17 protein-coding genes are annotated in these 26,536 nt (G+C 72.9%); 6 read left to right on the forward strand and 11 right to left on the reverse strand.

Features of this window, described 5'->3' with window-relative positions:
• Positions 1-3: 3 nt before the first annotated feature.
• The 5 genes from C4K88_RS07900 to C4K88_RS07920 all read right to left on the reverse strand — a co-directional run bounded on the left by C4K88_RS07900 (position 4) and on the right by C4K88_RS07920 (position 8,896).
• Positions 4-1,620: an IniB N-terminal domain-containing protein gene (locus tag C4K88_RS07900; protein ID WP_174705218.1), complete on the reverse strand. Its 1,617-nt coding sequence runs from the start codon at positions 1,618-1,620 to the stop codon at positions 4-6.
• A 171-nt stretch (positions 1,621-1,791) separates the two neighbouring features.
• Positions 1,792-3,909 carry a LuxR C-terminal-related transcriptional regulator gene (locus tag C4K88_RS17745; RefSeq protein WP_146065653.1) on the reverse strand — a complete coding sequence of 706 codons (2,118 nt, stop codon included), beginning with the start codon at positions 3,907-3,909 and terminating at the stop codon, positions 1,792-1,794.
• Positions 3,910-3,911: 2 nt separating this feature from the next.
• A complete protein-coding gene (locus tag C4K88_RS07910; RefSeq protein ID WP_104121088.1) occupies positions 3,912-5,969 on the reverse strand; it encodes an Hsp70 family protein in 2,058 nt (685 codons plus the stop codon).
• Positions 5,970-6,094: 125 nt separating this feature from the next.
• Positions 6,095-7,915 carry an ABC-F family ATP-binding cassette domain-containing protein gene (locus C4K88_RS07915; RefSeq protein WP_104121089.1) on the reverse strand — a complete coding sequence of 607 codons (1,821 nt, stop codon included), beginning with the start codon at positions 7,913-7,915 and terminating at the stop codon, positions 6,095-6,097.
• Positions 7,916-7,948: 33 nt separating this feature from the next.
• Positions 7,949-8,896 carry a 4-(cytidine 5'-diphospho)-2-C-methyl-D-erythritol kinase gene (locus tag C4K88_RS07920; protein WP_241521774.1) on the reverse strand — a complete coding sequence of 316 codons (948 nt, stop codon included), beginning with the start codon at positions 8,894-8,896 and terminating at the stop codon, positions 7,949-7,951.
• Between the two features lie 165 nt (positions 8,897-9,061).
• Between C4K88_RS07920 and C4K88_RS07925 the strand changes: the two genes are divergently transcribed.
• Entirely contained in the window at positions 9,062-9,925 is an 864-nt protein-coding gene (locus C4K88_RS07925; protein ID WP_167398996.1) for an SGNH/GDSL hydrolase family protein, read from the forward strand.
• Between the two features lie 61 nt (positions 9,926-9,986).
• Here C4K88_RS07925 and rsmA read toward each other — a convergent pair whose 3' ends face one another.
• Together rsmA and C4K88_RS07935 are read right to left on the reverse strand one after the other, a co-directional pair.
• Positions 9,987-10,880, reverse strand: coding sequence for a 16S rRNA (adenine(1518)-N(6)/adenine(1519)-N(6))-dimethyltransferase RsmA (rsmA, locus tag C4K88_RS07930; protein ID WP_104121092.1), 894 nt, complete (start codon positions 10,878-10,880; stop codon positions 9,987-9,989).
• 366 nt (positions 10,881-11,246) lie between these two features.
• Entirely contained in the window at positions 11,247-12,218 is a 972-nt protein-coding gene (locus C4K88_RS07935) for a TatD family hydrolase (protein ID WP_104121093.1), read from the reverse strand.
• A gap of 177 nt (positions 12,219-12,395) precedes the next feature.
• Here C4K88_RS07935 and C4K88_RS07940 point away from each other — a divergent pair, with 177 nt between their 5' ends.
• The 3 genes from C4K88_RS07940 to C4K88_RS07950 are packed head-to-tail and all read left to right on the forward strand — an operon-like array spanning position 12,396 to position 17,408.
• A complete protein-coding gene (locus C4K88_RS07940) occupies positions 12,396-13,412 on the forward strand; it encodes an AAA family ATPase (RefSeq protein ID WP_104121094.1) in 1,017 nt (338 codons plus the stop codon).
• Between the two features lie 40 nt (positions 13,413-13,452).
• Entirely contained in the window at positions 13,453-14,985 is a 1,533-nt protein-coding gene (locus tag C4K88_RS07945) for a DUF58 domain-containing protein (protein ID WP_104121095.1), read from the forward strand.
• On the forward strand, positions 14,982-17,408 hold the full coding sequence (locus C4K88_RS07950; protein WP_104121096.1) for a transglutaminase TgpA family protein: 2,427 nt from the start codon (positions 14,982-14,984) through the stop codon (positions 17,406-17,408). The genes C4K88_RS07945 and C4K88_RS07950 overlap by 4 nt, the downstream gene beginning before the upstream one ends.
• A 107-nt stretch (positions 17,409-17,515) precedes the next feature.
• Here the strand turns inward: C4K88_RS07950 and C4K88_RS07955 are convergent, their stop codons facing one another.
• Together C4K88_RS07955 and rsmI are read right to left on the reverse strand one after the other, a co-directional pair.
• Entirely contained in the window at positions 17,516-18,997 is a 1,482-nt protein-coding gene (locus C4K88_RS07955) for an NAD-dependent succinate-semialdehyde dehydrogenase (protein ID WP_104121097.1), read from the reverse strand.
• 141 nt (positions 18,998-19,138) lie between these two features.
• Positions 19,139-19,930 (reverse strand): 16S rRNA (cytidine(1402)-2'-O)-methyltransferase, encoded by a 792-nt coding sequence (rsmI, locus tag C4K88_RS07960; protein ID WP_241521802.1) that lies wholly within the window; start codon positions 19,928-19,930, stop codon positions 19,139-19,141.
• 340 nt (positions 19,931-20,270) lie between these two features.
• Here rsmI and C4K88_RS07965 point away from each other — a divergent pair, with 340 nt between their 5' ends.
• Together C4K88_RS07965 and C4K88_RS07970 are read left to right on the forward strand one after the other, a co-directional pair.
• Positions 20,271-21,890, forward strand: coding sequence for a dolichyl-phosphate-mannose--protein mannosyltransferase (locus tag C4K88_RS07965; protein ID WP_104121099.1), 1,620 nt, complete (start codon positions 20,271-20,273; stop codon positions 21,888-21,890).
• Between the two features lie 70 nt (positions 21,891-21,960).
• Positions 21,961-23,796 (forward strand): AMP-dependent synthetase/ligase, encoded by a 1,836-nt coding sequence (locus tag C4K88_RS07970; protein ID WP_104121100.1) that lies wholly within the window; start codon positions 21,961-21,963, stop codon positions 23,794-23,796.
• 132 nt (positions 23,797-23,928) lie between these two features.
• On the opposite strand, the gene C4K88_RS17535 is transcribed toward C4K88_RS07970, so the two are convergent.
• Positions 23,929-25,338, reverse strand: a complete 1,410-nt coding sequence (locus C4K88_RS17535) for a TIGR01906 family membrane protein (RefSeq protein WP_241521775.1) — start codon at positions 25,336-25,338, stop codon at positions 23,929-23,931.
• Positions 25,339-25,499: 161 nt separating this feature from the next.
• Positions 25,500-26,489, reverse strand: a complete 990-nt coding sequence (locus C4K88_RS07980; RefSeq protein WP_104121101.1) for a stage II sporulation protein M — start codon at positions 26,487-26,489, stop codon at positions 25,500-25,502.
• Between the last annotated feature and the right edge of the window lie 47 nt (positions 26,490-26,536).

A 26,536-nucleotide genomic window follows, 5' to 3' on the forward strand; every position in this document is an offset into this window, starting at 1 on the left:
CCGTCAGAGCGCCGGGTCGACGAGCACGACCTCGGACTCGAGCTCGACATCCACCTCGTTGTCGACGAAGAGGGCGGAGTCGTCGATGGAGTTGTCGGTCGCCGTGAAGGAATCCTCGATCTCCACGTCCGTGTTGATCGACTCGTCGTTGGTGAAGGAGTCCTCGATGACGACATCCGTGTTGATCGACTCGTCCGTCGTGGAGTTGTCGGTCGCGGTGAAGGAGTCCTCGATCTCGACGTCCGTGTTGATCGACTCGTCGTTGGTGAAGGAGTCCTCGATGACGACATCCGTGTTGATCGACTCGTCCGTCGTGGAGTTGTCGGTCGCGGTGAAGGAGTCCTCGATCTCGACGTCCGTGTTGATCGACTCGTCGTTGGTGAAGGAGTCCTCGATGACGACATCCGTGTTGATCGACTCGTCCGTCGTGGAGTTGTCGGTCGCGGTGAAGGAGTCCTCGATCTCGACGTCCGTGTTGATCGACTCGTCGTTGGTGAAGGAGTCCTCGATGACGACATCCGTGTTGATCGACTCGTCCGTCGTGGAGTTGTCGGTGTTGAACGAGTCCTCGAGCTCGACGTCGATGTCCGTGTCCACCGAGTTGTCGTTGAACGAGTCCGTGGCGGTGTTCGTCGTCGAGTTGTCGGAGTTGTCCGTGAGCTCCACGTCGAGCGAGTTGTCGGAGTTGTCGGTGTTCGTCGTCGAGCGGTCCGAGTTGTCGGTGTTCAGCGAGTCCTCGATATCGACGTCGATGTCGGTGTCGATGTCCGTGTCCACGGAGTTGTCGGAGTTGTCGTTGAACGAGTCCGTGGCGTTGTTCGTCGTCGAGTTGTCGGAATTGTCGGAGTTGTCCGAGTTGTCGTTGTTGGAGTCCTCGACGGAGTTGTCCGAACTGTCGTTGTAGGAGTCCTCGACGGAGTTGTCCGTGTTGCCGACGGCGACGGTCGCGGAACCGCCGGCCGCGACGTTGGTGGAGCTGTCCTTCGAGTTGTCCACCGAGTTGTCGACGGAGTTGTCGACCTCCGCGTCCTCGCCCGCTGCGACCGCCCGGTCGCCGGAGGCGATGATGGCGTCGTTGTCGAACAGCTGCGTGACGTCGCCGTTGGCCCAGATGTTCTGGTTCACGGACTGGTCGGTGACGGTGTCGCGGTCGTCCACGGTCGAGGTGTACGAGTAGTTGTTGACGATGTGCATGAGCTGCTGCACGGCGTGGCCGTGATCGTCGCCGCCGCCACCGGCTGCACCGTCGCCACCGTCGCGGCCGTCGTCACCGTCGTCGCCGTCGCGACCGGGAGCGCCAGGGTGACCGGGTGCGCCGGCGTGTCCGGGAGCGCCCGGCATCCAGCCGCCGGAGGCGTGGTCGCCCGGAGCGGCGACGCCGGCGGAGTTCCCGCCGGTGTCGTAGGTGCGATCGAACGAGCTCTCGTTGCGGCCGCCGAAGCTGACCGGCGCGTAGTCGAGGACCACGGGCATGACGGCGTCGACGTCGTCGCTGCACACGTCACCGAGGCCGGCGCTGGCGAGGGCGGCTTCGGGATCGCTGATGAAGTCGCTGGCCGCCTCCTGGTCGTTGAAGAGGTTCATCAGGAAGTCGAGGAGATCTGAGGCGAGAGTAGTCATGAGATGTTCCTTCGGTGAAGTGGGTTCCGCCGGCGTCTCTGCTGGCTTGGATCAAACGTAGGAGTGGGGGTGGGGGTGGGACATCGGTGGTTCCTCCCCTAACCCCCGGCGGACGTTAGGGGATTCGCCGATCCCGATGAGGGGATCCCAAGGGGGTGGGGCCGCTGTCGGTCAGGGATGACCCGGGGAGGTGTCCCCTGCTGTGGCCTCGAGTGACGCCCGAAGCCGTGCCAGCAGGTCGGAGCGGGACGAGGCTCCGACGCGGCGCCGCATGCGTGCCACGTGGTGCTCCACGGTGCGCGGGGAGATGAAGATCTCCTCGCTGATCTCGCGGTACGTCCGCCCCTGCAGCACCAGCTGCGCGATCTCCCGCTCACGGCCGCTGAGCGCCGGCCCTCCCGGCCGCCGCGCTGCAGCAGCCCGGCTCCTGGCGGTGGCCCCGTGGGCGCCCGCCCGGTGCGTCGCGGCGCCGGACCCTGGCGGGCCGTGGGGGCTCATGGGCTCGGCATCGGACGGTTCCCGAACCGCCGGCGCGGGCGCCGGGGTGGCGCCGCCGGGATGCAGGATTCGCTCGCGCGCCGGGCGCAGGTCGCGGGCGCAAGCGAGCAGCCGCGTCATGTCCCGGCGGTCGTCCGCCCGGGCCGACGCGTGGCCTGCCAGGCGCGCGCCCTCCCAGGCGAACCCCGCTGCGGCGAGGCCCTGCGCGGCGGCCTCGACGGCGTCGGTGTCGAAGCGCCCGGCGAGGACGGACACCCACGCCTTGCCGGCGACCGCGAACGTGGCCGCCAGGGGGTAGGCGGAGGGTTCATGGACCAGTGCCGCGGCGTGCGGGGCGAGGTCCCCGGGGCGTTCGAGGAGGAGGGCGGCCTGGGCGGCAGCCCAGTGCAGGGGGACGGTCCACAGCGGCGGGTTCCCGAGGTTCGCGAGCAGCGCCCACGCTTCGTCGAGGTGTGGCCTGAGGCCGTCGGCGTCACGGACCCGGGCCGCGGCGATGACCAGCTCGGTGAGCGGGAGCACCGTGAAGAGGTCCACGGACACGTGCAGGAGCGCCTCGCGGGCGCGCCCCCACGCATGGACGAGTGCTGCGGTGTCACCAGCCCGCCGGGCGAGTCCCACCTCGAGTGCCTGCAGCAGCAGGCTCTCCCGTGGCGTGAGCTGCGTGTTTCGGCTCCGGGCCTCCGCGCAGAAGTCCTGCGCCAGGGCGGGCTGGTCCATGAACATGGCCGCCCACCCGCCGAGGAAGCACAGCCGCGGGCGCAGCACCGGGCCGCCCTGACCGCTCGCCAGCGCCGCCTGGATCACGGTGAGGGCGGTCTCGTGGTTGCCGGCGAGGAGTGCGACGGTCGCCGCGAGGCAGGCGGGCAGCTCCGGGGCCGGGGACACCCGTCCGGTCGCGTTGAGGGTGTCGGAGGCGCGGATGAGGACCGGCACGGCGCCGGCGGGGTCGGGGCCGAGGGAGTGCAGGGCCCCCTCGGCGAGCAGGAGGTGCGCGACGTCGACGAGCGAGGGGGACGCCGCGGCGGCTCCGCCCGCGATCATCGCCCGGGCCGCCGTCGCGTCGCCGGTGGAGAGCAGTGTCAGCGCGCCGAGGGATTCGGCGCCCGCGGGCCCCGCTCCCACGGCCCAGCGGTGCACGTCGGCCGCCCTCGACATCATGCCCCGGTGGGCCCAGAGGGCGGAGGCGACACGGACCGCGCGCGCGGCGTCGGGGAGGGCCGGCCCGGCGTCGGCGGACCCGTGTCCGAAGTAGGTGTCGAGGATGCGGGAGGCGGCGTCGAGGTCGCCGACGCCGAGTGCCGCCTCGGCCCGGCGCGGGGCCGTGGCGAGGGCATCCGCTCCGGCGGCGACCGCCCGCTCGAGGAGGTCGAGCGCGGCTGCGGGATCCGTGCCCAGGAGCGACGTGCCCTCCTCGGCCAGCACGTCGGCCACGCGGTCGTCCACGAGGCCGTCCGCGGCGAGCCGGCGCGCGAGCGCGCCGAGGGGCAGGGATTCCGCGCAGTAGAGATCCACGAGGGCCCGCTGCAGCCGGCGCACCTGGAAGGCATCGGCGTCCTGCAGCATGGCGGCCCGGAGTTCGGGTGAGGGTCGGCCGTCGGGCCCCACGAGCCCTGCGGCCCGGGCCTCGGCGGCCAGCCGTTCGGCGGGGACGCCCTCGTTGAACAGCAGCGGGGGGACGAGCCCCGGGATGGAGAAGCCGATGCACAGCGCGAGGACCACCTCGTAGGTGGCAGCGTCCAGGGGCCGTCCGTGGAGCGAGGGCACGCCCGCCTCCACGTGATAGGCGGTCACGGTCACGGCTCCGAGGTGGCGGACGATGGTGTGATGGGCTCGCTGGGCGGCGGTTCCGCGGTCCCCGGTGCGGCGGTCGCCGGGGCATCGACGGTGATGGTGGGCTGCGGTTCCGGGTCAGCGGGCGGCGGAGGGTCGATGGGAGTGGGATCCGCCGGGGGCTGCGGAGGATCCGGGATGGGGTCCGGGGCGGGAGGCGGCGTGGTGGGAGCGGGCGCCGGCGGGGCGGTGGTCGGCGGAGCTCCAGCGGCGGGAGGCGTGGGCGAGGGGAAGGGGGCGGGCGGCGTCGGGTCCACCGGAGTGGTGCCGGGCTTCGGCGGGGTCGGAGACGGTGTGCTGGTGCGCGGTGGCGTGGGTTTCGTCCCGCCCCGTGGCGCTTCGTCCTCCGACGTTGCCTTCCCGGGTGTTGCCTTCCCCGACGCCGGCTTCGCGTCGCGCGTCGGCTCGGCCCGCTTCGTGGCGTCGGACGAGCCGCCGCCCTTGTCCGTGGCCTTCCCCGACGGCGTGGTCTTCCCCGACGGAGAGGGCGTCGCGGCGTTCTCCGATGCGGTGCCGGCCTTCTCCGTCGCGGTGTCCAGGAAGGTCTCGCCGGTATCGTCCGGCTCGACGCCGTCCTCGGTGCCCGGGGCGGTGGCTGTGCTCCCCGACTCCTCCGTGGGGGCGGTACCCTCGGCGGCCTCGGCCCGCTCACCGGCGGAGAATCCCGGGAACGCCTCGAAGGGAATCGGTGCGTTGGTGGCGGAGGCCGTCGCGATCCCCAGCAGCGCCACGCCTGCCGCCACGGCCGCGATCCGCACGCCCAGCCTCCGGTTCGGTGCCATGACCGCCGGCCCGTGGGCGGGCACCGCGGCGGGGCGGGGGGCCGGCCGCGCGAACCCGGCCGCGTTGGTGAGCGGGACGGAGGGGCCGGCCTGCGGCGCGCCGGCTTCCTCGTCCGGCGCTGCGGCCGGCTCCTGCCCGTCCGCAGCGTCCAGGGTCGAGGCGGCGAAGGCAGCACCGAGTGCCACGGAGGCCTTGGGGTCCACGTCGATGGCCAGGGGGCGGTCGAATTCCTCGGACAGGAGCTGGGCGACCAGCGGGATGCGGGACGATCCGCCGATCAGCAGGATCGCGGCGAGCTCCTCGGCGCGTACCCCGGCGTTCTCGAGGGCGGCGCGCAGGGTCACGAGGGTGTCGTCGAGGGCCGGTTCGATCATCGCCTCGAACTCCGCCCGGACGAGCCGCACCTGGGAGTGGGCCCCGGGCAGCATCACGGACACCGTGGCCTCGGAGTCGGAGGACAGCGCCTCCTTGGCCTCGGCGCACTCCTTCCGGAGGCGGGCCAGTGCGGCGAGCACCTCGGGGGCGGGCTCCGACTCGAGCGGCGGGAGGTCCGGACTGCCGAGGACGTGGTCGAAGATCTCCTGGTCGAAGTCCGCCCCGCCGAGCCGCTCGAGGCCCTGGGGTCTGCCGAGGACCGTGAAGGTGTCGGCGTCGGTCTTCCGGAGCACCGTGGCGTCGAAGGTCCCGCCACCGAGGTCGTAGACCGCGAGGGTGCTGCCGGCGGGGACCCTCTCTCGGGAGGCGTACGCGAGCGCCGCGGCCTCGGGCTCGGTCAGCAGGACGACGTCCCCGATTCCCGCCTCGGCCAGGGCCTGCCGCAGCAGGTCGGTGCGGTGCCCGCCCCAGGCGGCGGGGTGGGTGAGGGTGACGACGTCCGGGGCCCCGCCTTCCCGCTCGGTGGCGACACCCACCACCCAGCCGACGACGGCGGCGACGAGCTGCTGCGGGAGGACCGGCCGGCCGCCGACCAGGAGGGGGACGTCGTCGCCCATGCGCCGCTTGAATTCCCGGGACACGCACTCGGGCTGCGCGGCACCCCGGCGTTCGGCGGCCTCCCCGACCAGCCGCGTGCCGTCGGCGCCGAGGTACACCACGGTGGGAACGGCGGCGGAGCGGCTGCCGAGCGGGAGGATCTGCGGCACGCCGGGACTGTCCCCGTCCGTCCGGAGGACTGCTGCTGCGGTAAAGCTGGTACCTACGTCGACGCTGAGACCGTAACCCATAACTCCCCATGTCATGCTCGTCCTTGACCACTCGGGCCCAGCTAACAGGACGGCACACGGCGAGACGAGAGTAGGTCCACGTGCCCGCTACTTGTCTTCAGCGGCGGAGTACTTGGCTCATGGCAGGAGGCGGCAGGTGCCTACTCGCCGAGGACCTCGGCGGCCTCCATCCACTGCCCCTCGAGGTCCCCGATCTCCGCCTGCAGCTCCTGCAGGCGGGCGTTCAGGCTCTTAATGTGCTCGAAGTCGGCGTCCGGGCGCGCACCGGCGTCGTCCATCTGCTTCTGCGTCTTGTCCTTCTGCGCGTCCACCTTGGTGATCTGCCGCTCGATGCGCGTGAGGTCCTTGCGGGCCTGCCGCAGCTCGGCCTCGGAGGTGGTGCCGGCGGACCCGCCGCTGACGGCCGGGGACGCCGCACTGCCGGTGGCCGTGAGCGGGCCGGCCGCGTTCCGCAGCTCGAGGTACTGGTCCACGCCGCCGGGCAGGTCGCGGAGCTTCCCGTCCCCGAGCAGCGCCATCTGGGTGTCCGTGACGCGCTCGAGGAGGTACCGGTCGTGGGAGACCACCACGAGGGTGCCGGGCCAGCCGTCGAGGACGTCCTCGATGGCGGACAGGGTATCCGTGTCGAGGTCATTGGTGGGCTCGTCGAGCATCAGCACGTTCGGCTCCCCCACGAGCAGCCGCAGCAGCTGCAGGCGACGCCGCTCACCGCCGGAGAGCTCGCTGACCCGCGTCCACTGCTTCTCGTTGGTGAAGCCGAGCTGCTCCACGAGCTGGCTGGCCGAGACTTCCTTGCCGCCGACGGCGAAGACGCGCTTCTCCGCCTCGATGACCTCGATAACGCGGCGGTCGCCGACGTCGTCGAGCTCCCTGACCTCCTGCGAGAGCACGGCGGTCTGGACCGTCTTGCCGCGCTTGAACTTGCCCGAGCTCGGCTGGAGCTCGCCGTTGAGCAGCCGCAGGAGCGTGGTCTTGCCGGAGCCGTTGACCCCCACGAGCCCGAGCCGCTGGCCCGGGGCGAGCCGCAGGGTGATCTTGTCGAACAGGGTGCGCTCGGCGCCCTCGGCGTCCTCGATCCGCAGGCTGACGTCCTCGAGGTCGAGGACGTCCTTGCCGAGCCGGGACATGGCCATCTTGCTGAGGGCCAGCGAGTCGCGGGGTTCGGGGACGTCGGCGATGAGCTCGTTCGCGGCCTCGATGCGGAACTTCGGCTTCGCGGTGCGGGCGGGGGCGCCGCGGCGCAGCCAGGCGAGTTCCTTCTTGACGAGCTGGACGCGCTTGGACTCGACGACGGAGGCCATGCGGTCCCGCTCGGCGCGCGCGAGGACGTAGGCCGCGTACCCGCCGTCGAAGTCGTCGACGACGGCGTCGTGGACCTCCCACGTGTGGTTGCAGACCTCGTCGAGGAACCAGCGGTCGTGGGTGACCACGAGCATGCCGCCCTCGGTGGGGCGCCAGCGCTGCTGGAGGTGCCGGGCCAGCCAGGCGACGCCCTCGACGTCGAGGTGGTTGGTGGGCTCGTCGAGCATGATGACGTCGTCGTCGGCGATCAGCAGCTTCGCCAGCGCCACGCGGCGCTTCTGCCCGCCGGAGAGGGAGGACACCTTCGCGTGCCAGTCCACCTCGGAGACCAGCCCGCCCATGACGTCGCGGATCTTCGGGTTGGACGCCCACTCGTGGTCCGCCTGGTCACCGACGATCGCGCGCCCCACCTCGAGGTCGCCGTCGAGCACGTCCGACTGGTCGAGGTAGCCCACGGAGACGTCGCGCCGCTTGGTGACCCGGCCGGAGTCGGGGGCGCTGCGCTGGGCGAGGAGCCGCATGAGGGTGGACTTGCCGTCACCGTTGCGGCCCACCACCCCGATGCGGTCACCGGCCTCGAGGCCGAGGGACACGTTGTCCAGGATGGTGCGGGTGACGAAGGCGACGCTGAGGCTTTCGGCGCCGAGGAGGTGTGCCAAGGAGAAGCTGCTTTCGGTTGGAACGGTGCGCGGTCAGGCCGCGGATTCAGTGGCGATCCGCGCCCCGTGGGCCGGACCGTGGACGGTCATCGCCTGCAGCCCCTCGGCTTCCAGGAGCGATTCCAGTTCGGCCGCGTGACCCGAGCTCTGGGTGAGGAAGGCGATGGTGGGACCCGATCCGGACACGATCCCGGCGAGCGCACCAGCGGTCTTCCCCGCCTCAAGGATATCGCCCAGCCCGGGGGCGAGCTCGATCGAGGCCCGCTGGAGGTCGTTGTGCAGCAGCGGTGCCAGCCCGAGGGCGTCACCCGCGCGCATGGCGCCGAGGATCGCGGGGTCGATGGCCGGCTGCGGGTCGGGGTGGATGCCCTCGCGGTCGCGGATCCTGTCCAGCGTGCGGTACACCTCGGGGGTGGACAGGCCGTAGTCGGAGGGAACGAGGACCCAGTGCAGGGGGGTCTTCGAGATGGCCGGCGTGAGGCGGTCCCCCACCCCGAGCCCGACGGCGGTCCCTCCGACGAGCGCGAACGGGACGTCCGCGCCGAGGTCGACGGCGATCCTCGCCAGTTCGTCGCGCGTGAAGCCGCTGCCCCACAGGGCGTTGCAGGCGAGCAGGGCCGCGGCGGCGTCCGCCGACCCGCCACCCATGCCGCCGGCGATGGGCACGCGCTTGGTGATGTCGAGGTGCACTCCGGTGCGCCCGGGGCTGAGCTCTGCGAGGAGCTCTGCGGCCCGGACCGCGAGGTTCGTGCGGTCCAGCGGGATGGACGCGGCCGGGAGGTTCAGGGTGCCCTCACCGTTGACGCTCACGCCGATGCCGTCCCCGGAGGTCTCCGTGGCCGTGACCTCCTCGTACAGGGACACCGCGAGGAAGACGCTGGCGATCCCGTGGTATCCGTCCTCCCGGGGAGGGCCCACCGTGAGGGAGACATTGATTTTGCCCGGGGCCCGCACGCGCACGGACCGGGCGCCGGAGCGCATGTCGACTGTTCTGCCCGAGGCCATACCCACCAACCTAACGCACGCGTGTTCCGGGCCCGAAGGCACCGTCGCGGGATGCCGGGGCGGGCGGCAGCGTCCCGCCCCGGCCCGGCGGGATGCGGCCCGATGTGCTTTCGGCGGTCCTGGCCCATAATGCTGCTGTCGATGCTCGCTGCATCGGTGGCCGGTTCAGGGTTCGGACGCTGGCGGGGGGACAACATGCGCGGAACGGGACGCACACGTCGTCGGGCGGTCATGACCATGGTCGCGGAAGCCGCCGTCGGCCTCCTGCTCCTCGTGGGGGCCGCCGGCGGTGGCGCCCCCACCGCACCGGCCGGCACCGCGCAATCACCCCTCGCCCGGTGCACCGATGCGGTCGGCTCCGGCCCCGGGGTGCCGGAGCGGACGGCACTGCTGATCGGCGACTCCCAGTCCGCCGGCGCGGCCGGCGTCCCCGCCGAGCGGACCTGGCCGCAGGCCGGGCTGCGCGAGGCAGGATACGACGTCCGGTACGTCGGCGCAGGCGGGACGGGGTTCGTGGCCGCGAACGGCTTCGGCGCCACGAACTACCCCACCGCGCTGTCCCGGGGACAGTGGGCCCTCCCCTGCACGGACCCGGCGCTGATCGTCGTCCAGGGCGGAGGCAACGACGCCACCCAGGGTGCGAGCGACGCGCAGATCACCCGGGGTGCCGGGTCCGTCGTCTCCACACTGGCCCGGACCTACCCGTCATCGAGGATCGTTCTGATCGGGACCCTGGCACGGGACGCTGCGCACGGCGGTGGGCGGCGTACCGCCGTGGACGGCGTCCTGGGCGCGTACGCCGCGCACCATCGGGTCCCGTTCATCGGTGTGGGCGACTGGCTGACCCGCTACCGGGCCGACGCCCTCCTGGCCGACGCGGTACACCTGACCCAGGCCGGCCACGATCGGCTCGCCGGCGTGCTGAAGGCGAGGCTGCGGGACCTGCGGCTCGCCCAGCCCGACGTCGCCCGTACTCCCCCGACGGCTGATCCTGGTCAGGGCTGATCCTGTGTATAGCTGAGCCTGGTCAGGGCGCCGATCGGATCGGCCGGAGCAGGGCCGTGCGTCAGTGCGTGGGCGCGGCGCCCGGGGCGTCCACGCGGGCCTCCGCGATGCGCGCGAAGGCCGTGATGTCGAGGACCTCGCCCCGCGCGGTCGGGTCCACCCCGGCGGCCCGGAGGGCCTGCTCCGCGAGGACGGGACTGCCCGCCCACCCGGCGAGCGCCGCACGCAGCGTCTTCCGGCGCTGGGCGAACGCGGCGTCGATGACGGCGAACACCTGCTCGCGCGTCGCCGTGGTCGCGGGCGGTTCCCTGCGGGTGAAGCGGACGAGGCCCGAGGCGATCTTCGGCGCCGGCCAGAACACGTTCATGCCGATCACCCCGGCCTTGGTCATGCCCGAGTACCAGGCGGCCTTCACGGACGGGACGCCGTAGGTCCTGGACCCGGGTGGGGCGGCGAGCCGGTCCGCCACCTCGTCCTGCACCATGACGAGCCCGTGGGTGAGGGAGGGGAACCGTTCCAGCAGGTTCAGGACCACGGGGACGGCGACGTTGTAGGGCAGGTTCGCCACGAGCGAGGTGGGGGCGTGCGGCAGGGATGTCACGCGCAGGGCGTCCTCGAGGACGACATCGAGGGCCGCGGCGCGCTCGGGCCGCCACCGGGCGATGGTCTCCGGCAGCTTCCCGGCGAGGACGGGATCGATCTCGACGGCGACGACGCGCTCCGCGGCGTCGAGCAGGCCGAGGGTGAGGGAGCCGAGGCCGGGACCCACCTCGAGGACGGTCTCGGCGGGGCCGAGGTGCGCGGCGGCGACGATACGGCGGATGGTGTTGCCGTCGATCACGAAGTTCTGGCCGAGGGTCTTGGTGGGTCGGATGTCCACCTCCGCTGCCAGGCGGCGGATGTCCGCTGCGCCGAAGAGGGGTGCGGGCGGGCCGGCGGCGGGGGGCGTTGTCACCCTGCCATCGTATCGGTCCGGGTATGCCGGAACCGGCGGCGCCTGGTGGAACCCCCGGTCTCAGGAGGGGCTCCGGGCGCCGCCGGCCCGTCGGGTGGTCTCCCGTCTGGGCGGGAGAGCACCGATGCCGCCGACTTCCGGTCTCAGGAGAAGGACGGCGGCGCGGGCATCGCCTGCACCGGTGCGACGCGGCGGGCGGCTCTGCCTCTCGACGACCTTACGGAGGCGTGCAGGGCCCGGCACGCGTGCCGCCCACCCGACCGGGTGGGAGCGGACACTGGGATGCCGTCCGCCCGCCACCCGTTTTTCGGGTGCGCGCTACGGGTCCGCGCTACGGGTCCGCCGGCGGGCGGCTCCGGGCCCGGGTCAGTCCCAGCTGCCGTAGACGGCTTCGGTGTTCGCGGTCAGCCGGGCGCACAGGGCGTCGAGGTCGGCGTCCAGGATCCCCGCCATCGCGCGGACGGTGTACGGGACGGCGTAGGAGGCGTTGGGCCGGCCGCGGTACGGGTGCGGGGTGAGGAACGGGGCGTCGGTCTCGGTCAGGACGAGCGCCGGATCGGCCACGAGGAGGGCCTCGCGCAGGTTCGCGGCGTTCTTGAAGGTGACGGTGCCCGCGAAGGACATGTACCAGCCGTGCTCGTTGCAGGTCCGCGCGAGGTCGGCATCACCCGAGAAGCAGTGGAGCACCACGCGGTCCGGTGCCGTGTCGGAGAGCAGGGTGGCCACGACGTCGTCGTGCGCCTCGCGGTCGTGGATCTGCAGGGCCTTCCCCAGCCGGCGGGCGATGTCGATGTGACTGCGGAAGGACGCCCGCTGGCTGTCCCGGCCGTCCTCGCCGGTGCGGAAGTAGTCCAGGCCCGTCTCGCCGAGAGCGCGGATCCGCGGCCCGGCGGCGAGCTGCTCGATCTCCGAGAGGGCGTCGTCGAGCGTCCCTGCCGCGGCCAGCAGCGGGGCGTCGTTGGGATGCAGGGCCACCGCCCCGAGGAGCCGGGTGTCCTGCTCGACGACGGCGGCGGTGAACCGCGAGGACGCCAGGTCCGTGCCCACCTGGACCGCGCCCCGCACCCCGGCGGCACCGGCCGCGTCCAGGGCCTCGCGGATCGACACCTCGACCGCCCCCTCCCGGAAGTCGAAGTGCGTGTGGTTGTCGATCACGGGCACCGGTAGCGGCTCCGGCAGCGGCAGGTACGCGCCCTTGCGGCGTCGACGGGCGGCCGGGGTGCCATCCCCGACGCCGTCGGCGCCGTCGGACGTCCCGGCGTCGTCCGGGTCGCGGTAGGCGGGCGGCGTCTCCCCCACCGCGTAGGGATGGGGGGCGGGCGAGGCGCTGGTACACATGATCCCAGCCTAGTTGTGGCAGGGAACCATTTGCCCGGGAAGCAAGTTGAGCGAGTAACCTGTTGAATCATTCAGCTCGGTCCGACCCGCCCAGCGCCGGAACGGCCGCGCCGTCCCCTGCGTGTCGAGCGATTCCGGCCTCACGGCACCGCTCGGCCGCCCGCATGGAGGGTACCGATGGACGTCCAGCACAACATCGCCGAGGTCGCCGCGGATCCGCGGCTCGTGACGGCCCCGGACCCCGAGGCCGGCTTCTACGCCATCGCCACGCGCATCCTCGACTCCATCCAGACGGTGATCGACGGCAAGCCCGAGGCCGCGCGGCTCGCCCTCACGGTGCTCCTGGCCCAGGGGCACCTGCTCCTCGAGGACGTGCCGGGGGTCGGGAAGACCCTGCTCGCGAAGACCCTCGCCCGGACGATCGACTGCACCGTGAACCGCATCCAGTTCACCCCGGACCTGCTGCCCTCCGACGTCACCGGGGTCTCCATCTACAACCAGGACTCCCGGCGGTTCGAGTTCCGGCCCGGCCCGGTCTTCGCGAACATCGTGATCGGCGACGAGATCAACCGCGCCTCGGCCAAGACGCAGTCCTCCCTGCTCGAATGCATGGAGGAGCACCAGGTGACCGTGGACGGGCACACGCACCAGCTCGGTGACCCGTTCATGGTGGTCGCCACGCAGAACCCGATCGAGATGGAAGGCACCTACCCCCTCCCGGAGGCGCAGCGCGACCGCTTCATGGCCCGGATCTCCATGGGTTACCCGGATGCCCGCGCGGAGGCCGACATGCTGGAGACCCACCAGTCCGTGTCACCGCTCGCAGCCATCCGCCCGGTGGCCGGTGTGGAGGACATCGCCGGGATGATGCGCCAGGTCCGCGAGGTGTACGTCTCCCCGGCCGTGAAGGACTACACGGTGGCCCTCGGCCGTGCCACCCGGGAGCACCCGCGGCTGAGGCTCGGCGCGAGCCCGCGGTCGCTGCTGCAGCTGCTGCGGGCCGCGAAGGCCGGCGCCGCGCTCGAGGGCCGCGACTTCGTCCTCCCCGACGACATCGCGGCGATCGCCGACGCCGTCCTCGCCCACCGGCTGCTGCTCGACCGCAAGGCCACGAGCGCCGGCGAGACGGCGTCCGGCATCGTGGCGGACGTCCTCTCCCGCGTCCCCGTGACCCGGGAGGCGCCCCGGCGATGACCCTCCCCCGTCCCGGCATCCCCACCTCCTAGGGTCCCTGATGAACCTCATCGAGAAGCTCCCGTCGGGTCTCCTCACGGTCCGTGGCTGGGGGTTCGTCCTGACCGCCGTTGTCGCCCTGCTCTTCGCGCAGGTGCTCGGCCGCCGGGACCTGCTCTACGTGGGGGTCCTGCTGCTCGCCCTGCCGCTGGCCTCCGTCGTCGTCCTCCGGCTCGTCAAACCGCGGTTCACGGTGAACCGGCGGTTCCAGCCCCAGACCATGGAGATCGGGTCGACGTCCACCGTCACGCTCTCCCTCACGGCGAGCGTCGCCGGCGGGGCGAGCATCGCCATGGAGGAGCGGCTCCCCGCGCGGTTCGGCCAGGCGCCCCGGTTCAGCTACCCCTCCCGCAACCCCACCCGCGACGGCGTCTCCCTCTACGAGTACCGGATCCGCTCCACCTCGCGCGGGGTCTACGACATCGGGCCCGTCACCGCCGAGTTCACGGACCCGTTCGGCCTCGGGAAGTCACGCCACGTCCTCGGGACGGCGGACCCGCTGGTGGTCACCCCCGCGCCGGTGGAACTGCTCGGCTCCGCGCTCGCCGGGTCCCGCGGCAACGACGGCATGGCCGTCACGCGACGCCAGGCCAACCCGAGCGACGACGACGTCATGACGCGCGAGTACCGGCACGGCGATTCCCTGCGGCGCGTGCACTGGGCCGCGACCGCGCGCCACAGCGAACTCATGGTCCGCCAGGAGGAATCGGTCACCACACCCCAGGCCACCCTGCTGCTCGACCGGCGGCACTCCAGCTTCAGCACCGGTTTCAGCGCGGTCTTCGGCGCTGACGCGGGCGACAGCACGCTGTCCACGTCGCCGACCTTCGAGTGGGCGGTCACGGCCGCCATGTCGATCAGCGCACACCTGCTCGAACGCGGCTACGCGCTGCGCTTCCTCGACCAGCAGGGCGCCCCCGCGCTCCTGCACTCCCCCTCGGCGCCGCTCCCCTCCGAGGAGGAGCACCACGGCCAGGGCGCCGTCGAGGGCATCGCCGAGGGACTCGCGGCGCTCGGACTCGCCCCGGAGACCGGGCACCGGGCACCCGGCCACGTCGACCGCTCGGGCAGCACCGCCGTGCGGGCCGGCGAGGCCGCCCGGAGCGCGGTACGCCGCGTGCGCGGGCAGGAGGCCGAGACACCCGCGAAGACCCCGCACGCCCGGACCCCGCACGCCGTCTTCGGCGACGACCTCCTCGACCGCCTCGCCGCGACCCGGCACCGGGGACCGCTGATCGCCGTCCTCGGCCTGATCACCACGGAGGAGGCACACGTCCTCGCCTCGGCCTCCGACTACGGGTCGCCGGCCTACGCCATCCTCGCCGCCGACCGTCCCGCCGACTCCCGCGCCCAGCTCGACATCCTCCGGGAGGCGGGCTGGCATGCCACGGCGGCGTCGCCCTCGGCCGGGCTGCCCGCCGTGTGGGCGGGCCTCGAACACGCCGTCGGCCGGAGCGCGGCGCACGCCTCACCGGCCGCAGGCCCCACGCCGTCCGGGCGCCCGGACGCCTCCCTGCCCGGGAGCCGGCCATGACCGCCACCCTCTCCCGCCCCGCGCCGACACCCGCTCCCCCCGCGCCGCGCCCGGCGCCGCCGGGCGACCCGTGGCACTGGGCCGTCACCGGCACCGTCCTGCTCGCCGTCCTCGCCGCCTCCACCAGCCTCAACGGCGTCGTCGAGCCGTGGACCTGGCTCGGCCCCGTGCTCCGGACGCTCATCCCCGTGCTCCTCGCCATGGCCCTGACCAGGACCGTGCGCCTGGGCGGCGCGCTCACGGCGCTGGTCGGCGTGCTCGCGCTCGTCGGGACGCTCACGGCCCAGTTCTTCCCGCGGCAGAGCCTCCTCGGGGTCGTCCCGGGGCCGGGCACCGCGTTCGAACTGCAGCGACTCCTCGCCCAGGCGGAGGAGACTGTCGTCTCCCAGGTGGCGCCCGTCCTGCCGGGAGCGGGCCTGGTCCTGGTTATTTGCGCCGCCCTGGGGCTCCTCGCCGTCATCGTCGACATCTTCTCGACGACCGTCCGCATGCCGGCGGCGAGCGGCCTCGGGCTCTTCGCCATCCTGGTGACCCCCGCCGTCGTCAAGCCCGACGGCGTCGGGCTGTCCGCCTTCGTGGCCACCGTCCTGGCGTTCCTGCTGCTCCTGGCCGTCGCGCAGCGGCGCGAGGACCGTCTCGCCTCGGGCGGCGCCCGCGCGTCCACCGGCTTCGCGGGCCGGGCCGCGATCATCGGCGCGGCGGCGCTCGCCGTGACGGTGGCGCTGCCGACGGTCATCCCGGGGTTCAACTCCGGCGCCTTCCCGCAAGGTGCCCGGTTCAACGTCTGGGGGACGGCCACCGGCCTCAACCCTGCAGTGACGCTCGGCAACGACCTCCGCAATCCCACCGGGTTCGGCCGCATCACCTACGCCACCACTTCGGATGCCCCCCTCTATCTCCGGGCCGTGACCCTCGAGGACTTCAGCGGCCGGCGCTGGGAGCCCGACCAGCGCATCAACGACCGCGAGACGGGCGTGGCGGAGATCGGGGCGGAGGCCGGCACGCCGGAGAACCCGCCCGAGGGCAGCACGGTGTTCACGCGGGTCACCACGGCCAGCTATGCGAGCCCCTGGCTCCTGACCCCCTACGCGGCCACGGGCGTCACGAACCTCGCCGGGACGTGGGCCTGGGATCCGGCGAACCTCTCCATCCTCGCCACCGACGGCGGGTCGACCGCCCGCCAGGACTACCTGGTGCGGAGCCGCACGGCCGGGCTCACGCGCGAGGGGCTCGGCGTGATCGGACCGGCGGCCTCCGACGCCGTCGCCGACGTCTTCACGGACCTGCCGGAGGACACCCCGGGAATCGTCCGCGACAGGACCGCGGAGGTCACGGACGAGTTCGTGAACCCCTACGACAAGGCCCTCGCCATCCAGAGCTACCTCCGCGGCCCCGACTTCGCCTACTCGGAGGAAGCCCCCGTGGACGGCGGCTACGACGGCAGCGGCATGGACGTGATGGCCCGCTTCCTCGAGGCGAAATCCGGGTACTGCGTGCACTACGCCGGCACCATGGCGGTCATGGCCCGCGCGGCGGGCATCCCCAGCCGCGTCGCGATCGGATACACCCCGGGCAGCCCCACCGGTGACACCGAGGAGGGGCCTGACGGCACGGAACTCCGAGAGTTCGTGGTCGACTCCCGCAACGCGCACGCGTGGCCCGAGCTCTACTTCGAGGGCGTGGGCTGGGTGCGGTTCGAGCCCACCCCGTCCCGCGGCGTGGTGCCCACCTATGCGCAGCAGGCGTTCTCGCCGGTGGGACCCCGGGCGGACGACACCGATGCGCTGAACCCCGGCAGCCTCCCGGACGTCGCGGACGCGTCGGCGCCCGCGACGGACCCCGCGGAAGGCGAGGCCCGGGCCGGGAGCGGAACGGCGGAGGCCGAGGCCCACTCCGTGGCCGGCACGCTGACCGGCGTCGGCGTGGTGCTGCTCGCGCTCCTGCCGCTGCTCGTGCGGACGGCGAGGACCCGCGCCCGACGCCGCACCGTCGTCGTCCGCGAGGCCGCAGGCGCCCCGGGCAGCGCCGGCGGGGACGGGGCGGCAACGGCGGCCTGGGCCGAGACCACGGAGATCGCCGGGGACTACGGGTACCGGCTCGAGCCGACGGACACGCCGCGCGCGTTCGCGGGGCGGCTCACCCGCGATGCCCGGTTCGACGGCGCCCCCGCCACGTCCCTCTCGCGCCTGCGGGCCTCCTACGAATACGAGGAGTACGCGGACCACGGCACCGGATCCGTTCCGGTGCCCCCGCCCGGACAGGCCCCGACGTCCACCCGGACACGGGCGGCGGCGCCGCGCTGGGACGACGTCGACACCGTCACCCGTGCACTCCGGGCGGGCAGTTCGTGGCCCACCCGGGTCAGGGCCCGGCTGTTCCCGCGGTCGCTGCTCCACCGCTTCCGGAGCAGCGGGCGCCGCTGAACCCCGGTTGGACGCCGGGCGCGCGGAAGGCCGGCACCCGCGGGGTGCCGGCCTTCGTGTGTCCTCAAGCCCTCGTGCGGGGCCGAGCCCCCTTTCGGGGCCGAGCCCTAGGAGGCGTAGGGGTCGGCGATCCCCACGTACTGCGTGTACAGGTACTCCTCGATGCCCTCGGCGCCGCCCTCGCGGCCGAGGCCGGACTGCTTGACGCCGCCGAAGGGTGCCGCCGCGTTGGACACCACGCCAGCGTTGAGGCCCAGCATGCCGGTGTCCAGCCGCTCGCCCATCCGCAGGCCGCGGTTGAGGTCGCGGGTGAAGACGTAGGCCACGAGGCCGTACTCGGTGTCGTTCGCCAGTTCCACGGCTTCGTCCTCGGTGCTGAACGTGACGATCGGTGCCACGGGGCCGAAGATCTCCTCCTGCATGATGCGGGAGGTCCGGGGGACGTCCTTCAGGACGGTGGCCTGGTAGAAGTAGCCGTCCCCGGTCACGGGGGCGCCACCGGTGACGGCGACCGCGCCGTCCCCGACGGCCGCGGTCACGAGCTCGTGGACCTTGTCGCGGCTCTTCTGGTCGATCAGCGGGCCGAGCTTCGAGGCGTCCTCAGTGCCGCGGGCCGGCGTCATGGTCTCCATGCGCTCGGCGAGGGCCGCGGCGAAGCGGTCGGCCACCGACTCGTGGACGATGAAGCGGTTCGCGGCCGTGCAGGCCTCGCCCATGTTCCGGAGCTTCGCGAGCATGGCGCCGGTCACGGCGGCGTCGAGGTCGGCGTCCTCGAACACCACGAACGGTGCGTTGCCGCCGAGCTCCATGGAGGTCCGCAGCACGTTCTTGGAGGCGGCCGCGAGGAGGCTCCGGCCCACCGGGGTGGACCCGGTGAAGGAGAGCTTGCGCAGGCGCGCGTCCTCGATGAGCGGTCCGGTGACATCCCCGGCGGTGGTGGTGTTGACGATGTTCAGCACCCCGGCGGGCAGGCCCGCCTCCTGCAGTACGGTGGCGAAGAGGGAGGACGTGAGGGGCGTCAGGTTCGCGGGCTTGAGCACCATGGTGCACCCGGCGGCGATGGCCGGGGCGATCTTCCGCGTCGCCATCGCCAGCGGGAAGTTCCACGGCGTGATGAGCAGGCACGGCCCCACAGGCTTCTTGCTCACGAGGAGGCGGGACTTCCCGTCGGGTGAGGTGGAGTACCGGCCCGAGGTGCGCACGGCCTCCTCGGAGAACCAGCGAAGGAACTCCGCGCCGTAGGTGACTTCGCCGCGCGCCTCGGCCAGCGGCTTGCCCATCTCGAGCGTCATCAGAAGGGCGAATTCGTCGGCGCGCGCGGTGACGAGGTCGAAGGCCCGGCGCAGGATCTCGCCCCGCTCGCGCGGAGCGGTGCGGGCCCAGTCGGCCTGCGCGGCCACGGCGGCGTCGAGGGCGGCCATGCCGTCCTCGGGGGTGGCGTCAGCCAGCGTGAGCAGGGTGCGGCCGGTCGCGGGATCCTCGACGTCGAAGGTGGCGCCGGACGACGACGCCCGCCACTGTCCATCGATGAGGAGCCCGGTGGGCACCTTGTCGAGTACGGCCTTCTCCTGGTCGGCGGTGACAGCCATGTGTGGGCTCCTTCGTTCGGGGCGCGCCCCGAGGGGCATTCCCGCTCACGCTAGACCGGGCGACGAACGGGTGTCCAGTAGGGGCTGCACCACAGAAAGCCCTTCCCTTTGGACGAGTGCACAGCTCCGCGGGGCATGGGCTCAGCGCGCGGCGATCACCGCGGCATACAGCTCCCGCTTGCTGACGCGGGCGTCGGCGGAGACCGCCGCCACGGCGTCCTTGAGGCGCATCCCGCCGTCCAGGAGGGCGTTCACCTCGGCCACGTGGTCGGCCGGCTCGGAGGGCGGCACCTCCGGGGCACCGGCGAGGACGACGGCGATCTCGCCGCGCACCTCGCTGTCCTGCGCCCACTGGAGGAGTTCGAGGAGGGATCCGCGGAGGACCTGCTCGTGCACCTTGGTCAGTTCGCGGGCCACGGCGGCCTGCCGGTCCGAGCCGAACGCCTGCTGGAGCGAGCGCAGCATCGCCTCGAGGCGGTGCGGCGCCTCGAAGAACACCATCGTGCGGCGTTCCGCGGCGAGGTCCGCGAGCCGGCCCGCCCGCACGCCCGGCTTGCGGGGCAGGAATCCCTCGAAGCAGAACCTGTCGGTGGGCAGCCCGGACAGTGCGAGCGCGGCGAGGACCGCGGAGGCGCCCGGCACGGACGTCAGGTCGAGGCCCTCGCCGACGGCGGCCTCCACCAGGCGGTAGCCGGGATCCGAGACCGAGGGCATGCCGGCGTCCGTCACCATCAGGAGGGTCGCGCCCTCCCGGACGAGGTCCAGCAGCTCCGGGGTGCGCTCGGCCTCGTTGTGCTCGTGGTAGCTGATGACCCGGCCGGTCACGGTGACGCCGAGCGCCTGCACCAGGCGGTGGAGCCGGCGCGTGTCCTCGGCGGCGACGACGTCGGCGGTGTGCAGCAGGCCGATCAGCCGTTCGGTGGCGTCCCCCATGTTGCCGATGGGCGTCGCCGCGAGGACGATCCGCCCCCGGCCGCTGTCGTCGCCGGCCGTGCCGCGGTAGGCCGTGACGGGGGTCCGGGCGGCGTCGTCGGGCTGGTCCGCGTCGTCAAGCTGGTCCGCGTCCTCGGGCCGGTCTACGGCGTCGGCGTCCTCCCGGGCGTCGCCGGGCTGGTCCCCCTGGTCCGTGTCGGGGTCCTCCCGGACGGGGTCGGGGGCGGCGTCGTCGAGTGGCTGGTTCACCGCACCAGCCTACGCTCCGCCCGGGCGGGCACGCGGCCGGGTGCGGGTCCGGGTGCGGGGTCCGCGCCGTCGCCGCCGGTAGCATGGCAGGGTGAGTCCCACCGCCGTCCGAGACCGACGCGACAGCCCTCAGCCGGCCGGATCCTGGGTCCTCGCCCCCTCCCTCGCCTTCACGCGCGACGCGCTGCTGGCCCGGCTCCTGGGAGCGGCGTCGGGCGGATCCCTGCACTGGGTCCTCCCGCTGGCCGTGGCCCTGATCGCCGGGATCCTGCGCTTCGTGCGCCTGGGCGACCCGGCGTCCCTCGTGTTCGACGAGACCTACTACGTCAAGGACGCCTACTCGCTGCTGCAGTCCGGCTACGAGCGTGAATGGCCCGAGGACGCGAACGACTCCTTCAACGCCGGCGCCCCCGACGTCCTGCTCGGCACCCCCGACTACGTGGTGCACCCGCCGGTGGGCAAGTGGATGATCGCGTTCGGCATGCTGCTGTTCGGCGCGGACAACGCGTTCGGCTGGCGCTTCTCCGCAGCCGCCGTCGGGACCCTCTCGGTGCTCCTGCTCGCCGTCGTCGCCCGCCGGATGTTCGGCTCGCCGCTCCTCGGGGCCGCGGCCGGGCTGCTCCTCGCCGTCGACGGGCACCATCTGGTGCAGTCGCGCACGTCGCTGTTGGACATCTTCCTCAGCTTCTGGCTCCTCGCCGCGTTCGCGGCACTCCTGGTGGACCGCGACGACGGACGACGACGCCTCGCGGCCCGGCTCGCCGCCCGGGCGGACGGCAGAATCCCCTCCCGTGCCCAGCTGGCGTACGGCCCGTTCCTGGGCTTCCGACCATGGCGCCTGGCCGCGGGGGTGTGCCTCGGGCTGGCCCTCGGCACGAAGTGGTCGGCCCTGCCGTTCATCGCCGCGTTCGGCCTGATGACCGTCGCCTGGGACATGAGCGCGCGCCGCATCGCCGGCGTGCACCACTGGGTGCTGGGGGCGGCGCTGAAGGACGGCCTGCTCGCCTTCGCCTGCCTCGTCCCGCTGGCAGCACTCACCTATCTGGCCACGTGGACGGGCTGGTTCCTGTCCTCGGATGCCTACGACCGCCGCTGGGCGGCGCAGAACCCGTCCGAGCAGTGGGGCTGGCTGCCGGACGGGCTCCGCTCCCTCGCCGAGTACCACCGCAGCGCCTACACCTTCCACCAGGGCCTCGGCTCCGACCACCCGTACGAGGCGAGCGCCTGGTCGTGGCTCGTGGTGGGCCGCCCGACGTCGTTCTTCTACGAGAAGCCGGCCGGGTGCGGGGCGGAGGCCTGCTCGCAGGCGGTGACCGTGCTCGGCAACCCGCTCATCTGGTGGAGCGCCGCCCTGTCCCTCGTGGTGCTCCTGTTCGTCTGGCTGGGCCGACGCGACTGGCGCGCCGCGGCCATCCTCACCGGCGTCGCCGCAGGCTACCTGCCCTGGTTCCTGTACCCGGAGCGCACCACCTTCTACTTCTACGCCGTGGCCTTCGAGCCGTACCTCGTGCTCGCGCTGGTGTACTGCCTCGGCCTCGTGCTCGGCGGGCCCGCGGCGGACGGGGCCCGCCGCCGGAGGGGTATCGTGCTGGTGGGGCTGTTCGTCGCCGCCGCCGTCGCGCTGTCGGCCTACTTCCTGCCCATCTGGACCGCCGAGGTCATCCCCTACGACCAGTGGCGCGACCGCATGTGGCTGCCCAGCTGGATCTAGGCCGCGGCCCCCTGAACTCCTCCCGGAACTTCCCGAACTCCCCGAACTTCCCGAACGAAAGCGAACACCGGTGCGCGAAGCCATCACGGAACTCCTCGTCGACCTGCCGTCGGCGAGCAACACCACCGACCTCCTGCTGCGGACCTGCGACACCCAGCCGGGGCGTGCGCTGTACGCGCTGCGGTCGGGCACGCAGTGGCGGGACGTCCCGGCGGCGGAGTTCCTGCAGCAGGTCAGGCGCCTGGCCAAGGGACTGGTGGCGCAGGGCGTGCGGCCGGGGGACGCCGTCGCCGTGATGTCGAGGACGCGCTACGAGTGGACGCTCGCCGACGTCGCGATCTGGTTCGCCGGTGCGGTCACCGTCCCCGTCTACGAGACCTCCTCCGCCCATCAGGTCGCCTGGATCCTCGAGGACGCGCAGCCCGTGCTCGTGTTCGTCGAGGACGAGCACAAGGAGCAGCTCGTCCTGGACGCCGCGGCGCGGTCCGGCCGGTCGGATGCCATCCCCGTGGTCCGGCTGGACGCCGAGCCGATCGACGGCGTGGCGACCCTCGCGACGCTCGGCGAGGCCGGGGCCTCGGTGTCCGACGACGCCCTCGAAGCGGCGCGGTCCTCGCGCGGCCTCGACGACGCCGCATCGATCGTCTACACCTCGGGCACTACGGGACGCCCGAAGGGCTGCGTGATCACGCACGGCAACTTCGCGCTCTTCGCCGTCAACACCCTCGAGTTCCTGCCGGAGTTCCTGAAGCAGGAGAACGCCCGGACCCTCATGTTCCTGCCCCTGGCGCACGTGCTGGCGCGGGCCGTGCAGGTGGTGTGCTTCACCGGCGGCATCACGCTCGCGCACTCCGGCTCGTCGTCGCAGCTGCTCGAGGACCTGACGACCTTCAAGCCCACGTTCCTGCTCGCCGTCCCGCGCATCTTCGAGAAGATCCACGCCACGGCGGGCCGGCGTGCGGCGGAGGCGGGCAAGGGGCGCCTCTTCGCGGCCGGCGAGCGCACCGCCGTCGCCTACTCGCGGGCGGTGGACGCGCGCGGCCGGGGCGGACGCGGCCCCTCCCCCGTCCTGCGGGCCTCGCACGCGGTCTTCGACAGGCTCCTCTACCCCCGGCTGCGGGACGTCTTCGGCGGCGAGGTCACCTACACGGTGTCCGGGGCCAGCCCGCTCAGCGAGCACCTGACCCACTTCTTCCGCGGCGCCGGGATCCTGGTGCAGGAGGGCTACGGCCTCACCGAGAGCACCGCCCCGTGCACGGTGAACACCGTGTCCCTGACGCGCGTCGGCTCCGTCGGCATCCCGATGCCCGGCACCAGCGTCCGGCTGGACGACGACGGCGAGGTGCAGGTGAAGGGCGCGGGAATCTTCGCCGGGTACCACCGCAACGACGCCGCGACGGCGGAGGTGTTCACCGACGACGGCTACTTCAGGACCGGCGACCTCGGCGCGCTCGACGAGGACGGCTTCCTGACCATCACCGGGCGGAAGAAGGATCTGCTCGTGACCGCGGGCGGCAAGAACGTGGCGCCCGGCCCGCTCGAGGAGAAGCTCCGGGAGAACGCGCTCGTCGGCCAGGCCGTCGTCGTCGGCGAGGGCCGGCCGTTCGTCGCCGCGCTCATCAGCCTGGACCGGGAGGCCCTCGAGCCCTGGGCCGCCGCGCACGGCCGGTCCGGCCTGACCGCGGAGCAGGCCGCGCAGGACGCCGAGGTGCTCGCCGACCTGCAGTCCGCCGTCGACGCCGCGAACGCCACCGTGTCGCAGGCGGAGCAGATCCGGAAGTTCACCGTGCTCGACGTCGAGTTCAGCGTCGAGTCGGGGCACCTGACGCCCACCCTCAAGCTGAAGCGGTCCGCCGTCGTCGCCGACCACGCCCGGGCGCTGGAGGACCTCTACGCCAGGCGGTAGCCGCAGCTCCGGGGGCGTGCACCCGGCGCGGCGGCCCGGAGCCGTTGCTCCGTTCCCACGGGTCTGCACGCCCGCCGCGGCGGCCCCTCCGGAAGCAGTCCGTTCCGCCCGGACGCGCCCGGACGGATGTCGCTAGGAGGCGTCCAGCGCCTTGCGGTACCGTTCCTGCGCCGCTTCCTGGGCCCTTCTGGAGCGATCACGGCGGGCCTTCGTGGGCCACGTGAGGACGAGCGTGAGGATCGTCGCCGTGAGGACCAGTGCCGCGACCGTCACCGCCGAGTCCGTCCAGAACTGCTCGGGGAAGAGCCGGATGAGGGTGTCGTCCAGGCGGAACGTCCACGTGCCGTCCGCGAAGAACAGGGCGTGGACCTGCGTGAAGAAGGTCTCCCACGCGAGGACCGCCAGCACGGTCAGGACGGCGATGCCCACGAGCGTCAGCACGGCCCCCGAGAACAGCGCCCGCCGGACCCCGCCCTTGTAGCGCCGCGCGAGGTAGATGCAGGCCAGGACCGAGAGGACGAAGAGCACGAGGGCGAGGAAGAAGGACAGCCCGAGGACGCCCTTCACATCCGCCATGTGCCCCACCTCCGACTCGAGGAACAACGACTCGCCCTCCGGCGTCACCAGGTCACCCAGGTATCGCGGGGGCGCGAAGTTCAGCACGTAGTCGAGGGCGTACGAGCCGTACGTCATGCGGTCGTCCAATGAGAAACCGAACCGGTCCGCGGGGAACCCGGGCCGGTGGTATTCGAGCCACAGGAACGACGACGTCGCGACGGCCCGGATCGCGACGGCCACCACGATGATCGGGAAGAACAGGGCGACGACGACCTGCAGGAAGCGCGGAAGGGCGGGCTTCGCCGTGGCCGCGTTGTCCCGGGCCGCAGCACGCCGGGCGGCGTCGCTGTCCGACGGGGGTACGGACAGGGCTGCCGTGTCCGTGGACGGGCCGGCGGCGGCCGGGGTGTGGCTTCCGTGCGCCGGTGAGGGACCGGCGGACGACGGACCGGCGCCGGACGACGCCGGTCCTGCCGGGACGGCGGAGGTACCGTGCGCTCCGGCAGGACCCTGAGCGGGGTCCCGTTCGCCGGAGGGCCGATCGCCGTCATCGGACGGAGCGGCAGCGTCGACTTCGTCGAACGGAGCGGCGTCGGTGCCGTCGGTCCCGTCGACGTCGGCCTCGTCGGCGTGGTTCTCGGCGTCCGGCTCGGCGTCCGGCTCGGCCTCGCCGGCGTCGTTCTCGACGTCCGGCGCGGCGTCGGGCTCGGCGACGTCGTCGAACTCGTCGACGGACGACTCACGCGCGAGTTCGTCGTCGCCGGCGTCGTGGACCTCCGGGACGTCCGGGAGGACGGCTGCTTCCCTCATGGGGGGCTCGTCCTGCCGGGCGACGGCCGGGGCCGGCTCCTCCCCGGGATCCGGGGCAGCACCGGGCGTCTCGGGGCCCGGCCCGACGGCGGCCTGGTCGTCGCCCACAGCGCGCATCCCGTCCGCGCGGGATGCGCCGGAAGCGCTCGGACGGGGGCTGTCGGTCTCTGCCACTGCGATGTCTCCTCGATGTCTGCCGCCGGTGCCTGCATCCGGCGTCATTCGACACTACCGGGCATTCGCGTGCGCCGCAGGGAGGCTCCCCGCTCACCCGCCCCTCGCGGGGTCACCGATCGCGACCGGCCAGGCCCGTCACGGGGCCCGGAGCCACCGTGTCAGGCGGTGACGACGGCGTCCCCCCGGTCGACGGCGCCGAGGTCGCCGCGGTGCCCGGCCGCGACCGCGCGCCGTCCGAGGATCAGGGTGTACGCCCAGTAGGCGCCGAGGACGAGGAAGCCGATGGTGAGGCGCAGCCACGGCGGCAGCCCGCTCGGGGTCACGAACCCCTCCACGAGTCCCGAGACGAGCAGCACCAGCACCAGCCCGAGCGCCACCGTGATCAGCGCGCGGCCCTCCTCCGCGAGCGCGGCGGCGCGGGTCCTGCGTCCCGGAGCCACCCATGCCCAGAAGATACGCAGCCCGGCGGCCGTGGCGATGAAGATGGCGGTCAGCTCCATGAAGCCGTGCGGCAGGATGTAGAGGAAGAAGGTGTCGAGCCGGTCGTAGGACGCCATCATGCCGGCGGCCATGCCCACGCCCTGCGCGTTCTGGTAGAGGATGAACACCGGCCAGATGCCGGTGACGCCGAACGCGACGGCCTGCACGGCGATCCACGCGTTGTTCGTCCAGACCAGGCCGGCGAAGGATGCGGCGGGGTTCTCCGAGTAGTAGTCGACGAAGTCCTCCTCGACGTAGCGCCGGAGCTCCTCGTCCGGCCCGAGCGCCTGGATCACGCCGGGCGTGCCCACCCAGAAGGCGTAGAGCCAGGCCACCGCGACGAAGACCAGCCCGACCACGACCGTCAGCCAGCGGACGCGGTAGAACGCAGCGGGAAGGGAGAACACGAAGAACTGCGCGATGTCCTCCATGGTGTTGGACCTCGCCCCGGTGAACCGGGTCCGCGCGCGGGAGAGCCGGGTGGACAGCGCCCCGGACAACGCGCTCTCGGGGTCCACGGACCGGATGATGGACAGGTGCGTCGAGACGCGCTGGTACAGCACCAGCAGTTCGTCCGACTCCGCGCCGTCGAGCCGGCGCCGGCCCACGAGCTCGTCGAGTCGTTGCCAGTCGCTGCGGTGCACGGCGATGAATGCGTCCACGTCCATGGGCCAACCCTATAGTTCCGGCACCATCACACGGCGGCAACGGCACG

This window comes from Arthrobacter pityocampae (assembly GCF_002927275.1).
GTDB lineage: Bacteria > Actinomycetota > Actinomycetes > Actinomycetales > Micrococcaceae > Arthrobacter_D > Arthrobacter_D pityocampae.

Bases quoted from the DNA above. Each gene is read 5' to 3' on its own strand.
- C4K88_RS07900 (WP_174705218.1), bottom strand. From the start codon at position 1,620: ATGACTACTCTCGCCTCAGATCTCCTCGACTTCCTGATGAACCTCTTC.
- C4K88_RS07910 (WP_104121088.1), bottom strand. From the start codon at position 5,969: ATGACATGGGGAGTTATGGGTTACGGTCTCAGCGTCGACGTAGGTACC.
- C4K88_RS07920 (WP_241521774.1), bottom strand. From the start codon at position 8,896: ATGCGCTCCGGCGCCCGGTCCGTGCGCGTGCGGGCCCCGGGCAAAATC.
- C4K88_RS07925 (WP_167398996.1), top strand. From the start codon at position 9,062: ATGCTCGCTGCATCGGTGGCCGGTTCAGGGTTCGGACGCTGGCGGGGG.
- C4K88_RS07935 (WP_104121093.1), bottom strand. From the start codon at position 12,218: ATGTGTACCAGCGCCTCGCCCGCCCCCCATCCCTACGCGGTGGGGGAG.
- C4K88_RS07940 (WP_104121094.1), top strand. From the start codon at position 12,396: ATGGACGTCCAGCACAACATCGCCGAGGTCGCCGCGGATCCGCGGCTC.
- C4K88_RS07945 (WP_104121095.1), top strand. From the start codon at position 13,453: ATGAACCTCATCGAGAAGCTCCCGTCGGGTCTCCTCACGGTCCGTGGC.
- C4K88_RS07950 (WP_104121096.1), top strand. From the start codon at position 14,982: ATGACCGCCACCCTCTCCCGCCCCGCGCCGACACCCGCTCCCCCCGCG.
- C4K88_RS07955 (WP_104121097.1), bottom strand. From the start codon at position 18,997: ATGGCTGTCACCGCCGACCAGGAGAAGGCCGTACTCGACAAGGTGCCC.
- rsmI (WP_241521802.1), bottom strand. From the start codon at position 19,930: ATGGGGGACGCCACCGAACGGCTGATCGGCCTGCTGCACACCGCCGAC.
- C4K88_RS07980 (WP_104121101.1), bottom strand. From the start codon at position 26,489: ATGGACGTGGACGCATTCATCGCCGTGCACCGCAGCGACTGGCAACGA.